The organism is Dictyobacter kobayashii (genome assembly GCF_003967555.1).
Classification (GTDB): Bacteria; Chloroflexota; Ktedonobacteria; order Ktedonobacterales; family Ktedonobacteraceae; genus Dictyobacter; species Dictyobacter kobayashii.
Map to the genome: position 1 here is coordinate 4,938,599 of NZ_BIFS01000001.1, position 15,184 is coordinate 4,953,782.

Annotated in this window: 12 protein-coding genes; 5 read left to right on the plus strand and 7 right to left on the minus strand. The window is 52.7% G+C overall.

What is annotated here, in order from left to right:
• Nucleotides 1–171: 171 nt before the first annotated feature.
• A complete protein-coding gene (locus EL645_RS21640) occupies nucleotides 172–555 on the minus strand; it encodes a DUF2255 family protein (RefSeq protein WP_126552421.1) in 384 nt (127 codons plus the stop codon).
• Nucleotides 556–736: 181 nt separating this feature from the next.
• On the opposite strand from EL645_RS21640, the gene EL645_RS21645 reads away from it, so the two are divergent.
• From EL645_RS21645 to EL645_RS21660, 4 genes are all read left to right on the plus strand, one after another.
• Nucleotides 737–1,681: an AraC family transcriptional regulator gene (locus tag EL645_RS21645; protein WP_126552422.1), complete on the plus strand. Its 945-nt coding sequence runs from the start codon at nucleotides 737–739 to the stop codon at nucleotides 1,679–1,681.
• A gap of 249 nt (nucleotides 1,682–1,930) precedes the next feature.
• Complete coding sequence (locus tag EL645_RS21650) at nucleotides 1,931–3,100, plus strand: RNA polymerase sigma factor (RefSeq protein ID WP_161977573.1); 1,170 nt, start codon at nucleotides 1,931–1,933, stop codon at nucleotides 3,098–3,100.
• 104 nt (nucleotides 3,101–3,204) lie between these two features.
• Nucleotides 3,205–4,479: an MFS transporter gene (locus EL645_RS21655; RefSeq protein ID WP_126552424.1), complete on the plus strand. Its 1,275-nt coding sequence runs from the start codon at nucleotides 3,205–3,207 to the stop codon at nucleotides 4,477–4,479.
• A 295-nt stretch (nucleotides 4,480–4,774) separates the two neighbouring features.
• A complete protein-coding gene (locus EL645_RS21660) occupies nucleotides 4,775–8,479 on the plus strand; it encodes an NACHT domain-containing protein (protein WP_126552425.1) in 3,705 nt (1,234 codons plus the stop codon).
• A gap of 10 nt (nucleotides 8,480–8,489) precedes the next feature.
• On the opposite strand, the gene EL645_RS21665 is transcribed toward EL645_RS21660, so the two are convergent.
• Both EL645_RS21665 and EL645_RS21675 read right to left on the minus strand, forming a co-directional pair.
• Nucleotides 8,490–8,858, minus strand: coding sequence for an iron chaperone (locus EL645_RS21665; protein ID WP_126552426.1), 369 nt, complete (start codon nucleotides 8,856–8,858; stop codon nucleotides 8,490–8,492).
• 525 nt (nucleotides 8,859–9,383) lie between these two features.
• Nucleotides 9,384–9,734, minus strand: a complete 351-nt coding sequence (locus EL645_RS21675; protein ID WP_126552427.1) for a nitroreductase/quinone reductase family protein — start codon at nucleotides 9,732–9,734, stop codon at nucleotides 9,384–9,386.
• Nucleotides 9,735–10,209: 475 nt separating this feature from the next.
• On the opposite strand from EL645_RS21675, the gene EL645_RS21680 reads away from it, so the two are divergent.
• On the plus strand, nucleotides 10,210–10,848 hold the full coding sequence (locus EL645_RS21680) for a TetR/AcrR family transcriptional regulator (RefSeq protein ID WP_161977574.1): 639 nt from the start codon (nucleotides 10,210–10,212) through the stop codon (nucleotides 10,846–10,848).
• Between the two features lie 348 nt (nucleotides 10,849–11,196).
• Here EL645_RS21680 and EL645_RS21685 read toward each other — a convergent pair whose 3' ends face one another.
• From EL645_RS21685 to EL645_RS21700, 4 genes are all read right to left on the minus strand, one after another.
• Nucleotides 11,197–12,099 carry an ABC transporter ATP-binding protein gene (locus EL645_RS21685; RefSeq protein ID WP_126552429.1) on the minus strand — a complete coding sequence of 301 codons (903 nt, stop codon included), beginning with the start codon at nucleotides 12,097–12,099 and terminating at the stop codon, nucleotides 11,197–11,199.
• Nucleotides 12,100–12,241: 142 nt separating this feature from the next.
• Nucleotides 12,242–13,144: an RNA polymerase sigma factor gene (locus EL645_RS21690; protein ID WP_126552430.1), complete on the minus strand. Its 903-nt coding sequence runs from the start codon at nucleotides 13,142–13,144 to the stop codon at nucleotides 12,242–12,244.
• Between the two features lie 301 nt (nucleotides 13,145–13,445).
• On the minus strand, nucleotides 13,446–14,327 hold the full coding sequence (locus tag EL645_RS21695; RefSeq protein WP_126552431.1) for a TIGR03560 family F420-dependent LLM class oxidoreductase: 882 nt from the start codon (nucleotides 14,325–14,327) through the stop codon (nucleotides 13,446–13,448).
• Between the two features lie 283 nt (nucleotides 14,328–14,610).
• Entirely contained in the window at nucleotides 14,611–15,165 is a 555-nt protein-coding gene (locus EL645_RS21700) for an SDR family NAD(P)-dependent oxidoreductase (RefSeq protein WP_126552432.1), read from the minus strand.
• Nucleotides 15,166–15,184: the final 19 nt, after the last annotated feature.

Genomic DNA, 15,184 nt, shown 5'->3' on the forward strand with positions numbered 1-15,184 from the left:
GCCTCGCATCCACCCCTTAAAATTAAACCTATCTGGATAAGTACGTATAAAAGAACAAAAATGTGACTCTCAAACCATGGCTCCTATGTCCATTGCATACATGGACATAGGAGCCATGGTTTGAGAGCGATTGAAGATATGCGTTATTAAAAGAATCTTGCTCCTGATGTTTTACGCAGCTGGCACCAGCTTTCGTGTCGTCGCGCGCGCCTGTGGTGCGATCATCGGATCAATATATGTTGCGCCGTATTTCTGGTACTTTGCTTGAAAGGCAGCATCAATCTTGTTATTGAGCGCCTCATCAGCGCTGGTATCCACAAACGTCACGTCCTTCGTCACTCCGCCAGCTGAAATGTGTCCCTCGGACCGCAGTTGTATATGGCGGTACCAGGCACCCGCATTGCCACGATAGGACCGTATGTACAGATCATCACCGACACGAACGACCCAGATAGTGACGGGTTTACGCGGCGTGCCATCCTGCTTGATGGATGTAAGCTGCAGTTCATCTGCCGCCCCAATTCGTTCGAGGTCATTCTTTGGCCAGTCAGTCATTGCAGAACCTCCCTCGTATGACTTTTCATTATTGCTTCCTCTCTACTCTTCCGACCCGCTTAGCTATCTCTGAGAGGTATTATAGACGTCTTTACGCACAGGGTGATAGAATGATTGCGGAAAATGATTGGCAAATTCTGCAAAATTTCACGATGAGTGGTGACGAAAGAAGAGGGTCGCGATGGATATGGGAAATGATCAGCAGGCACAACGCGAGGCACAACGCATGCAAGCCAATCGCGAAGAACTGGTCTGGCGCATAGCACAGGCCATCCGCGAAGATGGGACCATTCAGCCGCTCACAGGACTTCATCTCTCTCGTACCACGGTACCGCGCAAGCGAGTTCATAGCGTGGTAGAGCCATCGGTGGCTGTGATTGTCCAGGGCAGCAAAGAGGTCCTGCTGGGTGACAACCGCTACCACTATGACTCCTCACGCTATCTGCTCACTACCGTCGAAATGCCCCGCATCAGTCAGGTCCTCGAAGCGTCCAAAGAGCGGCCCTACCTCGCTTTGCGCCTGGCACTCGATCCTACTCTCGTTAGCGCGGTCATGGTCGATGCCTCTCGCTCCTTACCCAGGGAGCATACCGATATAAGGGCAATCGACGTCAGTCCCGTGGATGGCCACTTGCTCGATGCCTTCGTGCGCCTTGTCCGGCTGCTGGATGCCCCTGATGAAGCGCAGGTCTTGATGCCGCTGATCACACGGGAGATTATCTATCGGCTCCTGATGGGAGAGCAAGGCGCCCGGCTCCGTCACCTGGTGATGGAGGGTGGCTACACGCCCCATATCGCTACAGCCGTCAAGCGGCTGCGCCAAGACTTTGACCAGCCCTTTCGCATTGAGACCCTGGCGCATGAACTGGGCATGAGCGTCTCGAGTTTGCAGCACCACTTCAAGGCCGTCACTGCGATGAGCCCTTTACAATTTCAGAAGCGGTTGCGATTGCAGGAGGCTCGCCGCCTGATGCTGAGCGAAGACCTCGACGCGGCGAGCGCCGCCTATCGCGTGGGGTACCAGGATGCTTCCCACTTCAACCGAGAGTACAAAAGCCTCTTTGGTGTCCCACCCATCCGCGACGTACAGCGCCTGCGGGAAGCCACCAGGGAAAGCATCGGTTGATGCGCCAGAAAGCACGCGCAAGCTAGCCGCTAACTTTCGCTATCGATTGCTGCTTCTCCGGACCTCAAAAAATTCTCAAAAAAAACGTGTCAGGTTTTCGCGCCGGGATGCGATAAGCCATATGTAGCAGCCTTCCTCGGAGAAGAAAATGCTTCATAAACTATTGAGGAGAAAAGAAGGGGCACTATGATTGCGCAAGGAAAACCTGATATCAATTCGCGATTATCCACAAGCTCTTTTAAGGAGCTTTTGGCGGAGGAACGCGCACGCCTGGTGCGGCTCTGCGCCCGCCTGACCGGCGATCCTGGCGCCGCCGAAGATCTGGCACAGGAGACGCTGTTAGAGGCGTGGCGCAATCGGCACAAGCTTTCTGAAGAGGATCTCACCAATTCGACGAACCGGACAAAATGGCTCTCGGCGATTGCGCGCAATGTCTGCTTGCGCTGGGGGCGCAGCTATGGCCGCGATCTCGCTCACCTGGCGCCGTATACGCTCTCCGCCGCGGACGAAGGAGAGCAGGAACTGGATCTTGATGATCTCCCCTCGGATGCGTATAATCTGGAGGTCGAGTTGGAGCGGAGTGAACTCGCGCAACTGCTCGATCGCGCCCTGGCCCTGCTCCCGCCCACGACGCGCGCGGTACTGATCGAACGCTACATCCACGAATCCCCACATGCTGAAATAGCTGAGCGCCTCTGCTTGAGCGAGGACGCGCTTGTGCAGCGACTCTATCGTGGCAAACTGGCCCTGCGCCGCGTAATGGAGGCGGATCTATATGCCGAGGCCGCAGCCTATGGCCTGGTTGACCCACGACGAGCAGGCGAGGAGCCGCTTGAACAGGAGACGCGCATCTGGTGTCCCATGTGCAATAAGCGCAGGCTTATCAAGTATTATGTACCGGCTCTTGGGATGACTGGCTTTAGCTGCCCCGGTTGCTGGCACATTGCCGGGCACTCACAAACTCAAATCTGGCAGGGTTTGCATAGTCCCCGCTCTATTCTCAATCGTCAGTTGGCCGCTTTAAGTTCGTTCTACTGGTCGGCCATTAACTCTGGAGAGGCCCGGTGTTTGCTGTGTGGACAACCCTGTGAGGCACGCATACTGACTTCCCTGAATCTGCCGAATGCACCTGGCAACCAATACAGTGACAACGGGTATCATGGTGTCTTTATCCATTGCAACGCTTGCTTGCTTGATGATGTGAATTCACTACCGCACCTGACCATCGATCTACCGGAGGCCCAGCAGTTCTGGCGCCAGCATGCGCGCGTGTCCTGGTTGCCTGAGCGCGAAATTGACTATGCTGGCCAGCCCGCGCTGCTCAGTGGTTTCCAGAGTGCGGGTGACTCTGCCCGGCTCGATGTGGTCTATCAGCGGGACACGCTGAAGATTCTCGGTATTCACGAGACAACCTGCTAGATAAAGATATTCCCAACACTTTGCACTTCATTGAGGGGCCTATTCCTACAGGCCCCTGCATGTTTTTTTGCCTACTTTTGGTTACTTAAGGAAGAGGTTTTATCATGTTCGCGGTTCTACGTCAACGCAATTTTATTCTGCTCTGGCTGGGTGGCCTGATCTCCCAAACCGGGGACTGGCTGCTGCAGGTTGGACTGCCGGTCTATGTCTACCTGCTCACCGGTTCAGCCCTGGCCACCAGTATCCTCTTTCTCATCTCCTTTGGGCCCAATATCCTCTTAGGCTCGGTGGCGGGCGTCCTGGTGGACCGCTGGGATCGCCGTCGCACCATGCTGATTGGCAATCTGCTGATGGCTCTTGGTCTGTTACCCCTGCTGCTCATGCACGATAAAAGCTCACTCTGGATACTTTATCCGGTGCTCTTCTTTGAAGCAATTGTCGCACAATTTATCGCGCCAGCGGAAAACGCGCTGATCCCCCACCTGGTCAGCAAGGAGCAACTGGTGACGGCAAATGCGCTGAACTCAGTGAGTTCAAGCGTCTCGCGCCTGGCTGGCGGCGCGCTGGGTGGTATTCTCTTCGGCCTGTTTGGCCTGCACACCACCATCTGGCTTGATCTTGTTTCTTTTTTCTTTGTCACGATTATGCTCTCGCTGATGAAGCTGCCGGCACAAGTTCATGCGGAGAGCACGGCTGAGCGGCTTGCCACCGAGAAGGAGGCATCAAGGTTGCTGAACTGGCGCACGCTGGGTGCTGAATGGCTGGACGGTATGCATTTGATCTTGCGTCAGCCCCCCTTGCTTGTGCTGTTTGTGATACTGGCGGTGCAAAGCCTGGGTGAGGGAGTCTTTGGTATTATGCTGGTGGTTTTTGTGAAGCTGGTGTTGAGCGGAGGATCAGCAGTCTATGGAATATTGCTTGCAGTCCAGGCAATTGGCAGCCTGCTGGGTGGTCTGGTAATGGGACAGTTTGGCAAACGTGTCACTCCGGCGCGTTTGTTCGCTGTGTGTACCTGCCTTTTTGGCCTGATCGATCTGCTGATTATTGATCTGCCATTGTTTGTGAAGGGCGGTGTATTGCTGGTCGGATTGCTCTTTGTTCTGGTTGGTGTTCCGGGCGCTGGAGCGCAGGTGAGTAGACAAACGCTGTTTCAGACACTTGTTGAGGATTGCTTGCGCGGACGCGTCTTTGGTGCGATCCAGGCTGTGAGCGCGCTGATGCTGCTTGCTGGTATCATCATAGCTGGCTTGCTTGGTGATCGCCTTGGGCCCGTGCTGCTGCTCAATATCCAGGGTAGCGCCTACTTTCTCACTGGCGTCCTGGCCCTGTTTACGCTGGGTAAGATGCTGCAGCGACAGTACTCCGGCGTGCGCTCGTAGGGATCTATATTGAAAGGGATGCGTTTGCGTATCCCTTTTGGCGGTGATGGAAGTAATAGAAATCTGAAGAGGCCCCATTGAAAAATCGTCTTTTGGGAAAACGCTTTGCTACCTGTCGTACTCAATCTATATCAAACAATGTTAAATAATCGTTCTAATCTATCTTTTGAGGCGCATTGCTGATAGAATAGTCATCACTATATATTATCAACATAAGCAGACAATTTGAAACGTCGCGTGAAATCTATCACCTTATTCCACTGCGCGATCCATAAAAAATGTATCTGAGGAGTGTATGAAGCGAGAGCAAGCGAGAACGCCTCTTACTTTATTTTATTCTTACGCGCAACAAGATGAACTGTTGCGAGCTGAGCTCGAAAAGCATTTGCGTCAGTTAAGCCGCGAGGGCCTGATCTCGACATGGTGGGATCGCATGATCCTGCCGGGAGAGAATCGAGCTCAGGAGATCGATGCGCATCTGGAAACGGCTTCGGTGGTCCTGCTGCTTGTCAGTCCCGATTTTTTGGCCTCTGACTACTGCTATGAAATTGAGATGCAGCGTGCGCTGGAACGCCATAAGCGTGGGGAGGCACGGGTTATCCCCATCATCCTGCGTCCTTGCGATTGGAAGCATGCGCCATTTGCTTTTCTCGAATGTTTACCCCTTGATGGAAAGGCGATTACCCTATGGAACAACCAGGATGAAGCCTTTCTTAATGTGGTTCAGGGATTGCGGCGAGTCATTGAACGCGCGCGCCCGTCCGCCCAACATTTAACTGCCACGCAGCGTGAAAATCGCGCGCGCCTGATCAAGCGCGTGCGCACCACGTGGATTGAAGGCTTCCTGGAGCACTCGCTGCACCAGGCGACGTGGCTCACGGTGGGTCTGCAAGAGCAACCGGACGCGCTCGATAATCCCTGGGAGATGCTGGTGCAGGAGTTCAATCGTGAGCCGCGTCCGCTACCAGCCGGAACCTCGATTGTGCAGGTTTACGACCAGGCCGATGGACGACTGCTCATCCTGGGTGAGCCGGGTGCGGGTAAGACCACGTCGCTGCTGCAGCTTACGCGCACGCTGCTTGAACGGGCAGACAACGATATACTTCAGCCTCTCCCGGTGGTCTTTGTGCTCTCGTCATGGGCGCGCAAACGCCAGGCGCTTGCCACCTGGATAGTTGATGAACTGAAGGTGCGCTATCACATTCCGCCCGCCATCGCGCAACGCCTGCTCGATGAGCAACAGATTATCCCAGTACTGGATGGTCTGGATGAAGTGGCGGCTAACGTACGTGTAGCCTGTGTGCAGGCCATCAACGCTTATATCCAGCAGTATCTCGATCAGAAGAATATCCCGATCGTGGTTGCCTGTCGCCGCGCCGAATACATGAACCTCTCCACGCGTGTCACCTTACAGAAAGCGGTGAGCATCCTCCCTTTATCTAAAGAGCAGGTAGAGAGCTACCTGCAAAAAGGGGGGGAGCGTGTTGATGCCTTGCGGCAGGCACTACGCACAGACCCAAATCTGGCCGAGATGGCGCGGACCCCACTGTTGTTGAGCGTCTTTGTCCTGGCGTATATAGATGCCCAATCGGGAGATCTCCCCCTGGCGCTGTCACGTGAAGAAACGCTCCAGATCCTCTTCGCCACCTATATCCGGCGCATGTTTTCCCGCCGTGGCGTCTTGCGCACGGCGGGCGTAAAACAGGCGATTGAGCAACTCACCTTTCTGGCGAAACAGATGCGTCACTACGAGCAAACAGTCTTCTCGGTTGAGACGCTGCAGCCGGACGGCCTGACGAAAAGGCAAAAGTTATTCTTTCGCCTGAGCACTCCACTGAGGGTTGGCCTGACCTTTTACCTGGTTGTGGGACTCATCTCCGGCCTGGCATGGGGATTGGTCGAGGTCCAGCGTGGTTTGCCCCTCGATTGGTTTTTCTCCTCCCTGGTACAGGGAGGGGGCGTGCCTGCGATAATCATTATGATTCCTGCCATGATTGTTTCCTGGTTGTTTTTATTACGACAGGATGGTGGCAACGCGGTTCCTATCTTTACCTATAGCACGCGAATTGGCGGTCGAACCGTTTACATGCCTGCGCCATATCACAGTGCGATGGCGCACGCTCCTCAACGACGCATGCTGGACATACAACCCAGAGAAATCATGACCTGGGATTGGTCGTGGAAAAATGTTCTTTTTGGCTTAGGCTGGGCAATGGTTATCGGACCCTTTAACATTTTATTGGTCGCGCCGCCGTTCGGAATTATCTTCTTACTTGCCCTGGCCTGTATGCTGATGTTTTTCTATGGTGGAGTGGCGTTGTGGTTATCATATGTATTCAATAGCAGAGGTGCAGGGGATAGCGAACGCCGGAGGGAAGTCCGCTTCGTCCTTTTCTGGATGTTTGCGGCTGCCCTCTTTATCAGGTTGATCACCTGGCTGCCAGGCGTGACGAGTGCACTAAATTATGGCATCTCTTCTGGTGTAAGTTGGACAGCGGTGGCCGGGCCCCTGGTTAGCGTGCTTACCGCGCCGCCGTTCGTTGTTGCCCTTACCTTGTTTCTTTTTCTGGGCTGTGTATTTACGTTCTTCTATGGTGAGGTGACAGCCTGGTTCGCAACCGTTACCAATAGAAGCATAAGGGTCGGCGAACGCCGAAGAAAAGCCTGCTTCGTTCTTTTCTGGGTGCTTGCGACTATTCTCTTTATCAGATGGATCACCTGGTTGCTAGGTGTGGAGGTTGGGACCATCTTCGGTCTACCGATAGGGATGATCATTATGGTTTTCAAGGTGATCTCCAGTGGGCAGGAACTCCAACGTGTCCGTTTTCGCCCTAATGAAGGTATTAAACGTTCCGGGCGCAATGGCTTGCTGCTGGGACTTATTCTCACTGCCAGTTTTTGCTTGCCGTTGATGCTGGCTCTGTGGTTCTCATTCAGGACACCGGAGTCTATGGCGATGGCGTTAGAATTAGGGTTGACGATTGGACTCTCGCTGGGCTTATACTTTGGCCTTAACGCCTTCTTCCAGCACTATACCCTGCGTTTCTGGTTCTGGCTGTTCGATTACCTGCCCTGGAATATTGTGGTTTTCCTGGATGAAATGGCCGAGCGTCTCTTCCTGCGCAGGGTTGGTGGTAGCTATATGTTTATCCACCGTTTCCTCCTCGATTACTTCGCGGCGCTTGCGCCCGCGCAACAGGAACAACTCGCCGGATCAGCTACTGCGAGGACTCCTTTGCGGCGTGCCGGTGTGCGCAATACACGATTAGCACAGTTGGCCACGAAGAGGCGTATCGTAGCGCTGCTGGCAATGGTCTGTCTTCTGGTGTTCTCAGTCTTGTTTGTCAATCTGGTCCATGTAGCTACTCTCCCCTCTGACAATCTACACGCGGGCGAAACCGCGCTAGTGCAGAGCATAACCACCTATAATCAATCGCTCGTGTATCCGACCAATTTTCCTGGTCATGGAACTATTTCTGTAGATAGTTCTCTTCATGCTCATGATATCAATCTTCCTACTTATGCTGGTGCTGCCTGTCAGCCGCAAAAAAAAGGCTATCTTGTAGCCCAGACCGGCCTGAACACGAGCAGTTTTTGTGGCTATGATGAATCCATGAGCGACATCGCTATCAGCGTCAGCATGAACATCCTGACCGGTGACTGTGGCGGCGTTGCCCTGCGTACCAATCTTACAGGCGATACGGGATATCTCTTCTATCTTTGTAAGAACAACACCTATGGCCTGCTGCAAAAGTTTGACCGGGCACCTTCAAAAGATCTGATCCCTTCAACCTCACTGCCGACTGCGCTCCTGCAGATAAATAAACTGGCCCTCGTGGCGCGGGGAAATACGCTCACGCTCTTTCTCAACGGATACCAACTCAATGCTGTTCAAGACAGCCGCTACACCAATGGCTCATTTGGTTTAGCGATTTTTGACAGGCAAAAGGCGACCAGTGTTTTCTATCAAGGCATCAGGGTATGGAAAATTATAAGCTGATATTCATTTCTTATATACGTGGGCTTGCCGTTTCCTTGATGAGGAGAGTTACGATTTGCTCCACTAAATCATAAGGGATCGGTTGATCTAAGGGGAATTGTATGGAACCCTTTGCTCTTTTGTAGTGCGCTATTGCTTGCTGGAAAGCTTCATCGCCCGCTGGGAGCGGATACAAGGAGATATGGCGTTTCCAACCAGCGAAGAACACGACATGTTTGCCATTGAGGTCGAAGGCAGGTATCGTGTAGCTGATTGTCTCCGTGGCTTCTGGCGCCGCTTTGTGTATTCTCTGCCTCACCTTTTCAAGGATGACCTGGATATCCGCCGGAAAGTTACTGATGTATTCGTCAATAGTCGCGGCGCGCTTTTTGTCTGTCATGAGTGTATCTCTTTCCTTGTCAATATATTCGGCCTCGTAACTTGATTGCCTGCCAGGCGCTAGTTCTCATCCAAACGCTTCATGCGATCAGTGTAACATGCTGAAAAGGAAAAAACTTCTCGCAGCTTGCCATCTTGTCCCAATGCCTTTCTACACATGCGGTTCTCTCATAAAAAAGATGAACCGCGTGTTTTTTTTCTTTCAGCTTTTCAACGCGCAGGACACGTGACGCTGTTGTAGCTTGCATTACGCTTCGCGTAGCTCTGGTACGAAGATGTCCTCACACGTCAGGCGCCGCTTTGAGAGACCTTGCTCGAAGTGATAGCGCAAGAAAGCGTCGATCGACTTGTGATTCGCTGCGATGCCGTAAGGCCACCAATCGTCCGCGAACAGGCGGCGAGTTTCGTCAAACAGTGTGCTGACCAAAGTATTGAGCCTTGGGTCTATGTGACGACGACCAAAAAGCAATGAAGACGACGCGAGGCGCTTCGCGTCGTCTTCCGGTTCATAATAGAGAGTGGCTATTTACCCTTGCAGATGGATCTTGATCACGACCTCTCCATCTTTCTCAGGGAGCACCTCGGCGATGCCGGTGCGCATTTGTCCACGTAGCAGGACGTGTACTGTAGCCTCCTCAACTAGATTCTTCCACCAGGGATATATCACCGTCATCCGTAAGATTTCGCCCTCCTGAGCGTAGCGGATCGGTGTCGTAAACGCTTTCCCGCTCTTGTGCCCGGTAAACGTAAGAAGCAGGAGTTGGCTGCTCCTTATGCTATGCCATCGGGAACGCAAGATGGTCGTCACTACTGTGTTGATTAAGATGCGGACTGGCCGGGGTGGCTGGGGATGGCGAGTCGTGTGAGCTTCGTTCATTGGTTTTCTCTTGTTTATCTGGCCCACTTGGGCTCATGCTCTGAGCAGGTTTCCACATCATATGAGGAACTGTCCCAGGCGAGGTCCGCTGAAAGTCACTCAAGCGTCCAACCTCTCCTCCTCAGAGATTGATGAAGCCAGAGTACTGCGCGCTTCGGCGCACCACACATTCGTCTTTCCTCAGTATATGCAATGATATGGAAGAGTGTCAATCAGGAAAGAATGACTATTTTCTCTACAAATGGGCCATTTTCATTCAATGCTTCAGCCTCTTTTCAGTCAGCCTATGGAGAAACTTCACTGTGAATTTCCAACCGTCGAATGCCATTTATGTCTGGGTTGTCGATGCTACTGATTGAGCAACACCTTGTTGCAAAGGCAGCGCTTTGTTACAATAGACAGTGTGGTTTGGACAATAGTTACAGAACAAGCATCAATGTTTGTCGCTTGTTACTTATGCAACACAGAGGGAAAAATGTCGCACGCAGAACAGACTGACCTGCGCATTCGGCGCACCCAAAAATTCTTGCAAGAAGCGATGATTGAACTGATTACCGAGAAAGGCTTCGACGCCATCACGGTGGGTGATATCGCCGAACGGGCCATGATCAACCGAGCCACGTTCTACCGCCATTATCAGGATAAATATGATCTGGTGGCCAGGATTTTTGAGGAAACAGCTAATTACCTGATGGAGAACATGAATCCCATCCACAAAGATCCTGCTAAGAAAGAGGCAGAGAACCCGCCAGAGATCTGGGTCCAGTTCTTCAAGCATGTTGCTGAACATGACCGACTGTACAAAGCGATGTTGGGGAAAAACGGGAGTCCGTGGTTTGCAGCCAGGATTAGTGAGCACACGATAAAGCTCATGCTTGAGGGCGAAAGATTTTTGAAACAACAGGTGGCGCCAGGTGCACAGGTCGATGAAGCCATGCCCGAAGAACTGCCACTTACACAACTCTCCCATGTCCTGATTGGCACCATCGTCTGGTGGTTGGAGAGCGAAAAGCCCTACACGCCCCGACAAATGGCCACCTGGTTTCACCGCTTTGCGTTTTACGGCTATCTCGCTGCACTCGGATATCAAGCTCCTAACCCACGGAAGAAGTGATGAATCTGCACTGCCATAATGAGTCAGAGAGAACACCTATGTAACCTTAGAGTCAGAGGAGCCGGTGGCCAATACACCTCATTTAGCAATCAGGCAAGCAATTGAACGCATCAATAAACACGATCTGTACGTGCGGGGCTTGCCCCCGCTTTTACCCTCCCCGCCCAAAAAAGCAACAATAAGATAATTTTGCAACTATTTGGTTGGGCGCATAGCATTATTATTGATGCTTTTTCGGGCGGGAACGGATGAAGCGGGGGCAAGCCCCGCACGTACATTTCGTTTTTTATTGGGCTTTTTCTTCTTTAAGGAATGGCCGTCATGTTGTTATCAGGTAGCTATGGCGCATCATGATAGCGGAGTGAGCAGTTCTTGATTCTCTATTGTATTTCCTTGCATATAGAGATAGGCATCCTCCAGGGTTGGTCTGATGTTTATTGCCTTTGGATGAGGTTGAACCGGTGCTATCATGCGCGCCTCGACCAGCGCGCCTCTGCGAATGACCTGGCTGACCTGGCACTGCTTTCGTATGTGTTCAAATTCTGCGCTATTGAGGGTTGCTGACCAGACCACAGAGGCCGCATCGTCCAGTAGCGCTTCGGGGGTTCCTCGCCAGTGGAGTTGGCCCTGCTGGATCAATGCAATGTCGCTGGCCATCGCCTCGACATCCGAGATAATGTGCGTTGACAGAATGACGATACGTTCCTCCCCCAGCGTGGTGATGGTTTCGCGGAACTGAACGCGCTCCGCCGGGTCTAGCCCGACTGTCGGCTCGTCAAGGATCAGGACCTGGGGATCATTTAGCAATGTCTGAGCGATGCCAACGCGGCGGATCATGCCGCCCGAATACGATTTCAGGCGGCGGTCCGCGTCACGAGTGAGATGAACGACCTCCAGGACTTCGTCGACGCGTCTTTTTAAGGCTGATGTTTGCAGCCCTTTGAGTTCTCCGATGTAATGCAAGAACTCTCGTGCCGTGAGCTGTGGATAGACGCCAAAGTCCTGCGGTAGATAGCCCAGATGATGGCGTAAAACCTGAGGGTGGCGCAAGACATCTGTCCCATTCCAGGTCACGCTTCCCCGGGTTGGGGTTAACAGGGTCGCGAGAATACGCAGTAGCGTCGTCTTGCCTGCTCCATTGGGGCCGATCAATCCCCAGATACCGGCATCGAGCTGCAGTGAGATATCTTGCAGTGCCCAGCGCTGTTTCTCGTAGCGTTTACTCAGCAGATCTATGATCAATGTCGCCATCGCTTCTCTTTCCTTTAGCCTTCAGCAACTATTTCTGTTTATCTCCTGGTAGAGACGCATCTCTTTCTTGCTTGTCAGATTTCTTGCTTCTTTTTCTGTATCCAGCCACACCGCTTAGTGAGATCTTCGTTGTCGCTGGAAGCTATAGCCGGTGGCCAGGATGAGCAGGACGGCCAGCCCCAGGAAAAACGCTCGATTCAACAAGAACACTGGTGTCAGATGAGCCGGGATGAGCGAGGACTGAATCTGCTGAACAAGCTGTCTTGCCAGCTCTGGCGTGAGTTTGTTCTGTGGTGGGACCAGACGAGCCGCCGGGTCCTGGACCGTATCGCTTGCGCCCCAGACCACCAGAAAGCCGGGAATCGTCTGCAAGAAAAGCGGGATCAGCCAGATCAGGAGGACCACCACAGAGCTCACGGCCCGTTGCCCCCTGGTCACGGTGGTAAGGAACAATGGAAGCGCGGCCGTGAAACCCAGTGAGAGGAGGCTTAACCAGCCCCAGGTTTCCAGGTAGCTGACGGCACCCAGTGGTGGACACGTCGGCCAGGTAATGATGGCATCGGCGATGATTGAGCTGAGGACCTGCAGGCAGGCCAATCCGAGCAGTATCAGTAATGCGGCCAGATATTTGCCCCACACGTAGACCGCGCTGTTCAAAACTAAGCTTTTGCAATGCTTTTTGGAGATGATGAATCTCTTCCCAGCGATCAAGCCATTCTCCAGGTTCCAGATCAGATGCGTATGCCTCGGGCAGCTCTTCTCCGACGTGCACATGGCGCTGATACGCGCTTTCGTGATAGTTGAAGGCAAGATTGCGCGCAATGGTATAGAGCCAGGGAAGAAATGGACGAGGATAGCAATAGGCATGGGCGTGCTGTATCAGGCGCAGAAAGGTCTCTTGCGCGAGATCTTCTGCACTGTGCTGCTCCCCAATAATGCGATAGAGGTGCGCTACCAGTGAAGCATGGTGGCGCTGTACAATGACCTCCAGGGCCGCCGCATTTCCCTGTTGCCATGCTCGGAAGAGTTCTTCGCTTGTAATCATCCTTCTTCCAGCTTCTGTTTGTAGTATTTCGTCTCTGTTGTACGTTCAATCAAGATGTGTTACTACTTTTTATACAGGAGAGGAAGTGGCCTGGTTCAGTCAGATTTTTCTGATGCTCTATGTTCCTACCGCGCCGAAAACGATGGTCAGGTGATAGGTAACGTTCTCCAATCATGCAGCAGTTGGTGGTATGCTTTCTATGAAAGATATGCAGGCTACAGAGGTCATCTATCCGGCAGATGGAGCTTCTCGTCGATGCGCCTGTGTGCGCAGGCGCATCGACGAGAAGGGAGATGTGGGGTTATTCATCTTTCTGTGCATCGCTCTGCTTGAGCGGTTTGATGACTTCATGTAGCAGGCGTGGGATGACCCCTTCCTGGTGGTAGAATGCAGCGATATTCAAGACAATATGGGTTGCCCCGGCCTCAATAAAGTTTTGTGCCGTCTCACGTGCCTGGCGAAAAGTCGTATCAGCCGGGCTGATCAGAAAGGAGGCCAGGCGCTCAATCGTGCTGGGGTCACGCCCGATGGTTTCACAGTGCTGCGTCAGACGAGCGCTCTTCTCGCGAAAATCCTCGGCCGTTTGAGAGGTGGAGCACCACATGTTCGCATGTCTGGCAACGACCCGCAGCATCTGGTCGCCTCCTGCAGCAATCATGAGCGGAGGAAACGGCTTTTGCTGGGGCTTCGGTTCGCTATGGGCCTGCTGTAATTGATAGTAGTGACCATCAAAGCTCGGGTTGGTCTGCGTCCAAAGCAGCTGGATGACCTGGCAGGCTTCATCCAGCCGTCTGACTCGTTCGGCGGCGCTCGGAAAGGTCAGGCCATAGCCCTGATGTTCTTGTTCATGCCAGGCAGCTCCTATGCCAAAATTGAGCCTCCCTCGCGAGATATGGTCCACTGTGACGGCTTGTCTGGCCAGAATGGCGGGATGACGATACGTATTGCCCGTCACCATATGTCCTATACGCACCCGCTCTGTTTTTGCGGCAAGTGCGGCTAGCATGGTCCAGCTTTCAAAACAAGGACCATCTGGATTGCCCCCCAAAGGCATAAAGTGGTCGAAGAGCCACATATGGTCAATCAGGGGTTCACGGTCTGCCTCTGACCAGATCTCAAGGAGTTGTTGGTAGCTAATATGCTGTTGCGGAGCTTGAATGCCGAAGTGTAACTGGTTGGTCATCGATTCTCTCTTTCTCTTCTTCCGAGCGTCCAATCGTTTCCTGGGGGAAAGCGGTAAAGCATTACTCACATCAATAAGGAACTTTGCTTACATATATATGTAAGTAGAGCGCCATGTGAAGATCGCTTAACGATCCATATATTGCTCGTGCGGCTCATTGCGTGCCGCCTCGAGAATCTTCTGGGCCACAGCTTCAGCACTATCGCCTGCTGGTCCGCTCTGTGCTGGCTGCGCAGCCTGACTTGTATGTGATAAGCTATTTTTGCCGAAATTCGTTGCCGTTTTACGAGGGAACATTGTTGATGCGAATATTATCTGCAGCTAACTCCTCTCGTGCAGTATCAGAGATCTTATCGAGGGCAACCTTTGTCGCGGAGTATATACCGATGCCGGGAATGGTCATTTTTGAAACGATCGAACCAACGTTGATGATCAGACCTCCGCCGTTTTGACGCATCTTTGGGATTATCGCCTGCATCGCTTCTACGGGACCAAGCACATTGAGTTCAAAAATCTGGCGAAACTGATCGATATCGACATCAGCGACCTTGCCGCTCACGGCTTGCCCCGCATTATTGATGAGAATATCAATTCGTCCGTACTGCTGAAAAACGCTATCCACCATAGTCTCGATCGCATCCTGGTTACTCATATCGGTGGGAACCGCAATAGCCTCGCGATGTTGCTCATGAAGCTCATTGACAATGGTACGAAGGGCATCGGCAGAGCGAGCCGCAAGTGCGACCTTTGCTCCTGCTTGAGCAAAGAGACGTGCGGTAGCCAGGCCAATGCCTCCAGATGCGCCTGTAATGATAACGACTTTATCCTGAATATCCATAAGAAGAAATTTCCTTTCG

Bases quoted from the DNA above. Each gene is read 5' to 3' on its own strand.
- EL645_RS21640 (WP_126552421.1), bottom strand. From the start codon at position 555: ATGACTGACTGGCCAAAGAATGACCTCGAACGAATTGGGGCGGCAGAT.
- EL645_RS21645 (WP_126552422.1), top strand. From the start codon at position 737: ATGGATATGGGAAATGATCAGCAGGCACAACGCGAGGCACAACGCATG.
- EL645_RS21655 (WP_126552424.1), top strand. From the start codon at position 3,205: ATGTTCGCGGTTCTACGTCAACGCAATTTTATTCTGCTCTGGCTGGGT.
- EL645_RS21660 (WP_126552425.1), top strand. From the start codon at position 4,775: ATGAAGCGAGAGCAAGCGAGAACGCCTCTTACTTTATTTTATTCTTAC.
- EL645_RS21665 (WP_126552426.1), bottom strand. From the start codon at position 8,858: ATGACAGACAAAAAGCGCGCCGCGACTATTGACGAATACATCAGTAAC.
- EL645_RS21675 (WP_126552427.1), bottom strand. From the start codon at position 9,734: ATGAACGAAGCTCACACGACTCGCCATCCCCAGCCACCCCGGCCAGTC.
- EL645_RS21680 (WP_161977574.1), top strand. From the start codon at position 10,210: ATGTCGCACGCAGAACAGACTGACCTGCGCATTCGGCGCACCCAAAAA.
- EL645_RS21685 (WP_126552429.1), bottom strand. From the start codon at position 12,099: ATGGCGACATTGATCATAGATCTGCTGAGTAAACGCTACGAGAAACAG.
- EL645_RS21690 (WP_126552430.1), bottom strand. From the start codon at position 13,144: ATGATTACAAGCGAAGAACTCTTCCGAGCATGGCAACAGGGAAATGCG.
- EL645_RS21695 (WP_126552431.1), bottom strand. From the start codon at position 14,327: ATGACCAACCAGTTACACTTCGGCATTCAAGCTCCGCAACAGCATATT.
- EL645_RS21700 (WP_126552432.1), bottom strand. From the start codon at position 15,165: ATGGATATTCAGGATAAAGTCGTTATCATTACAGGCGCATCTGGAGGC.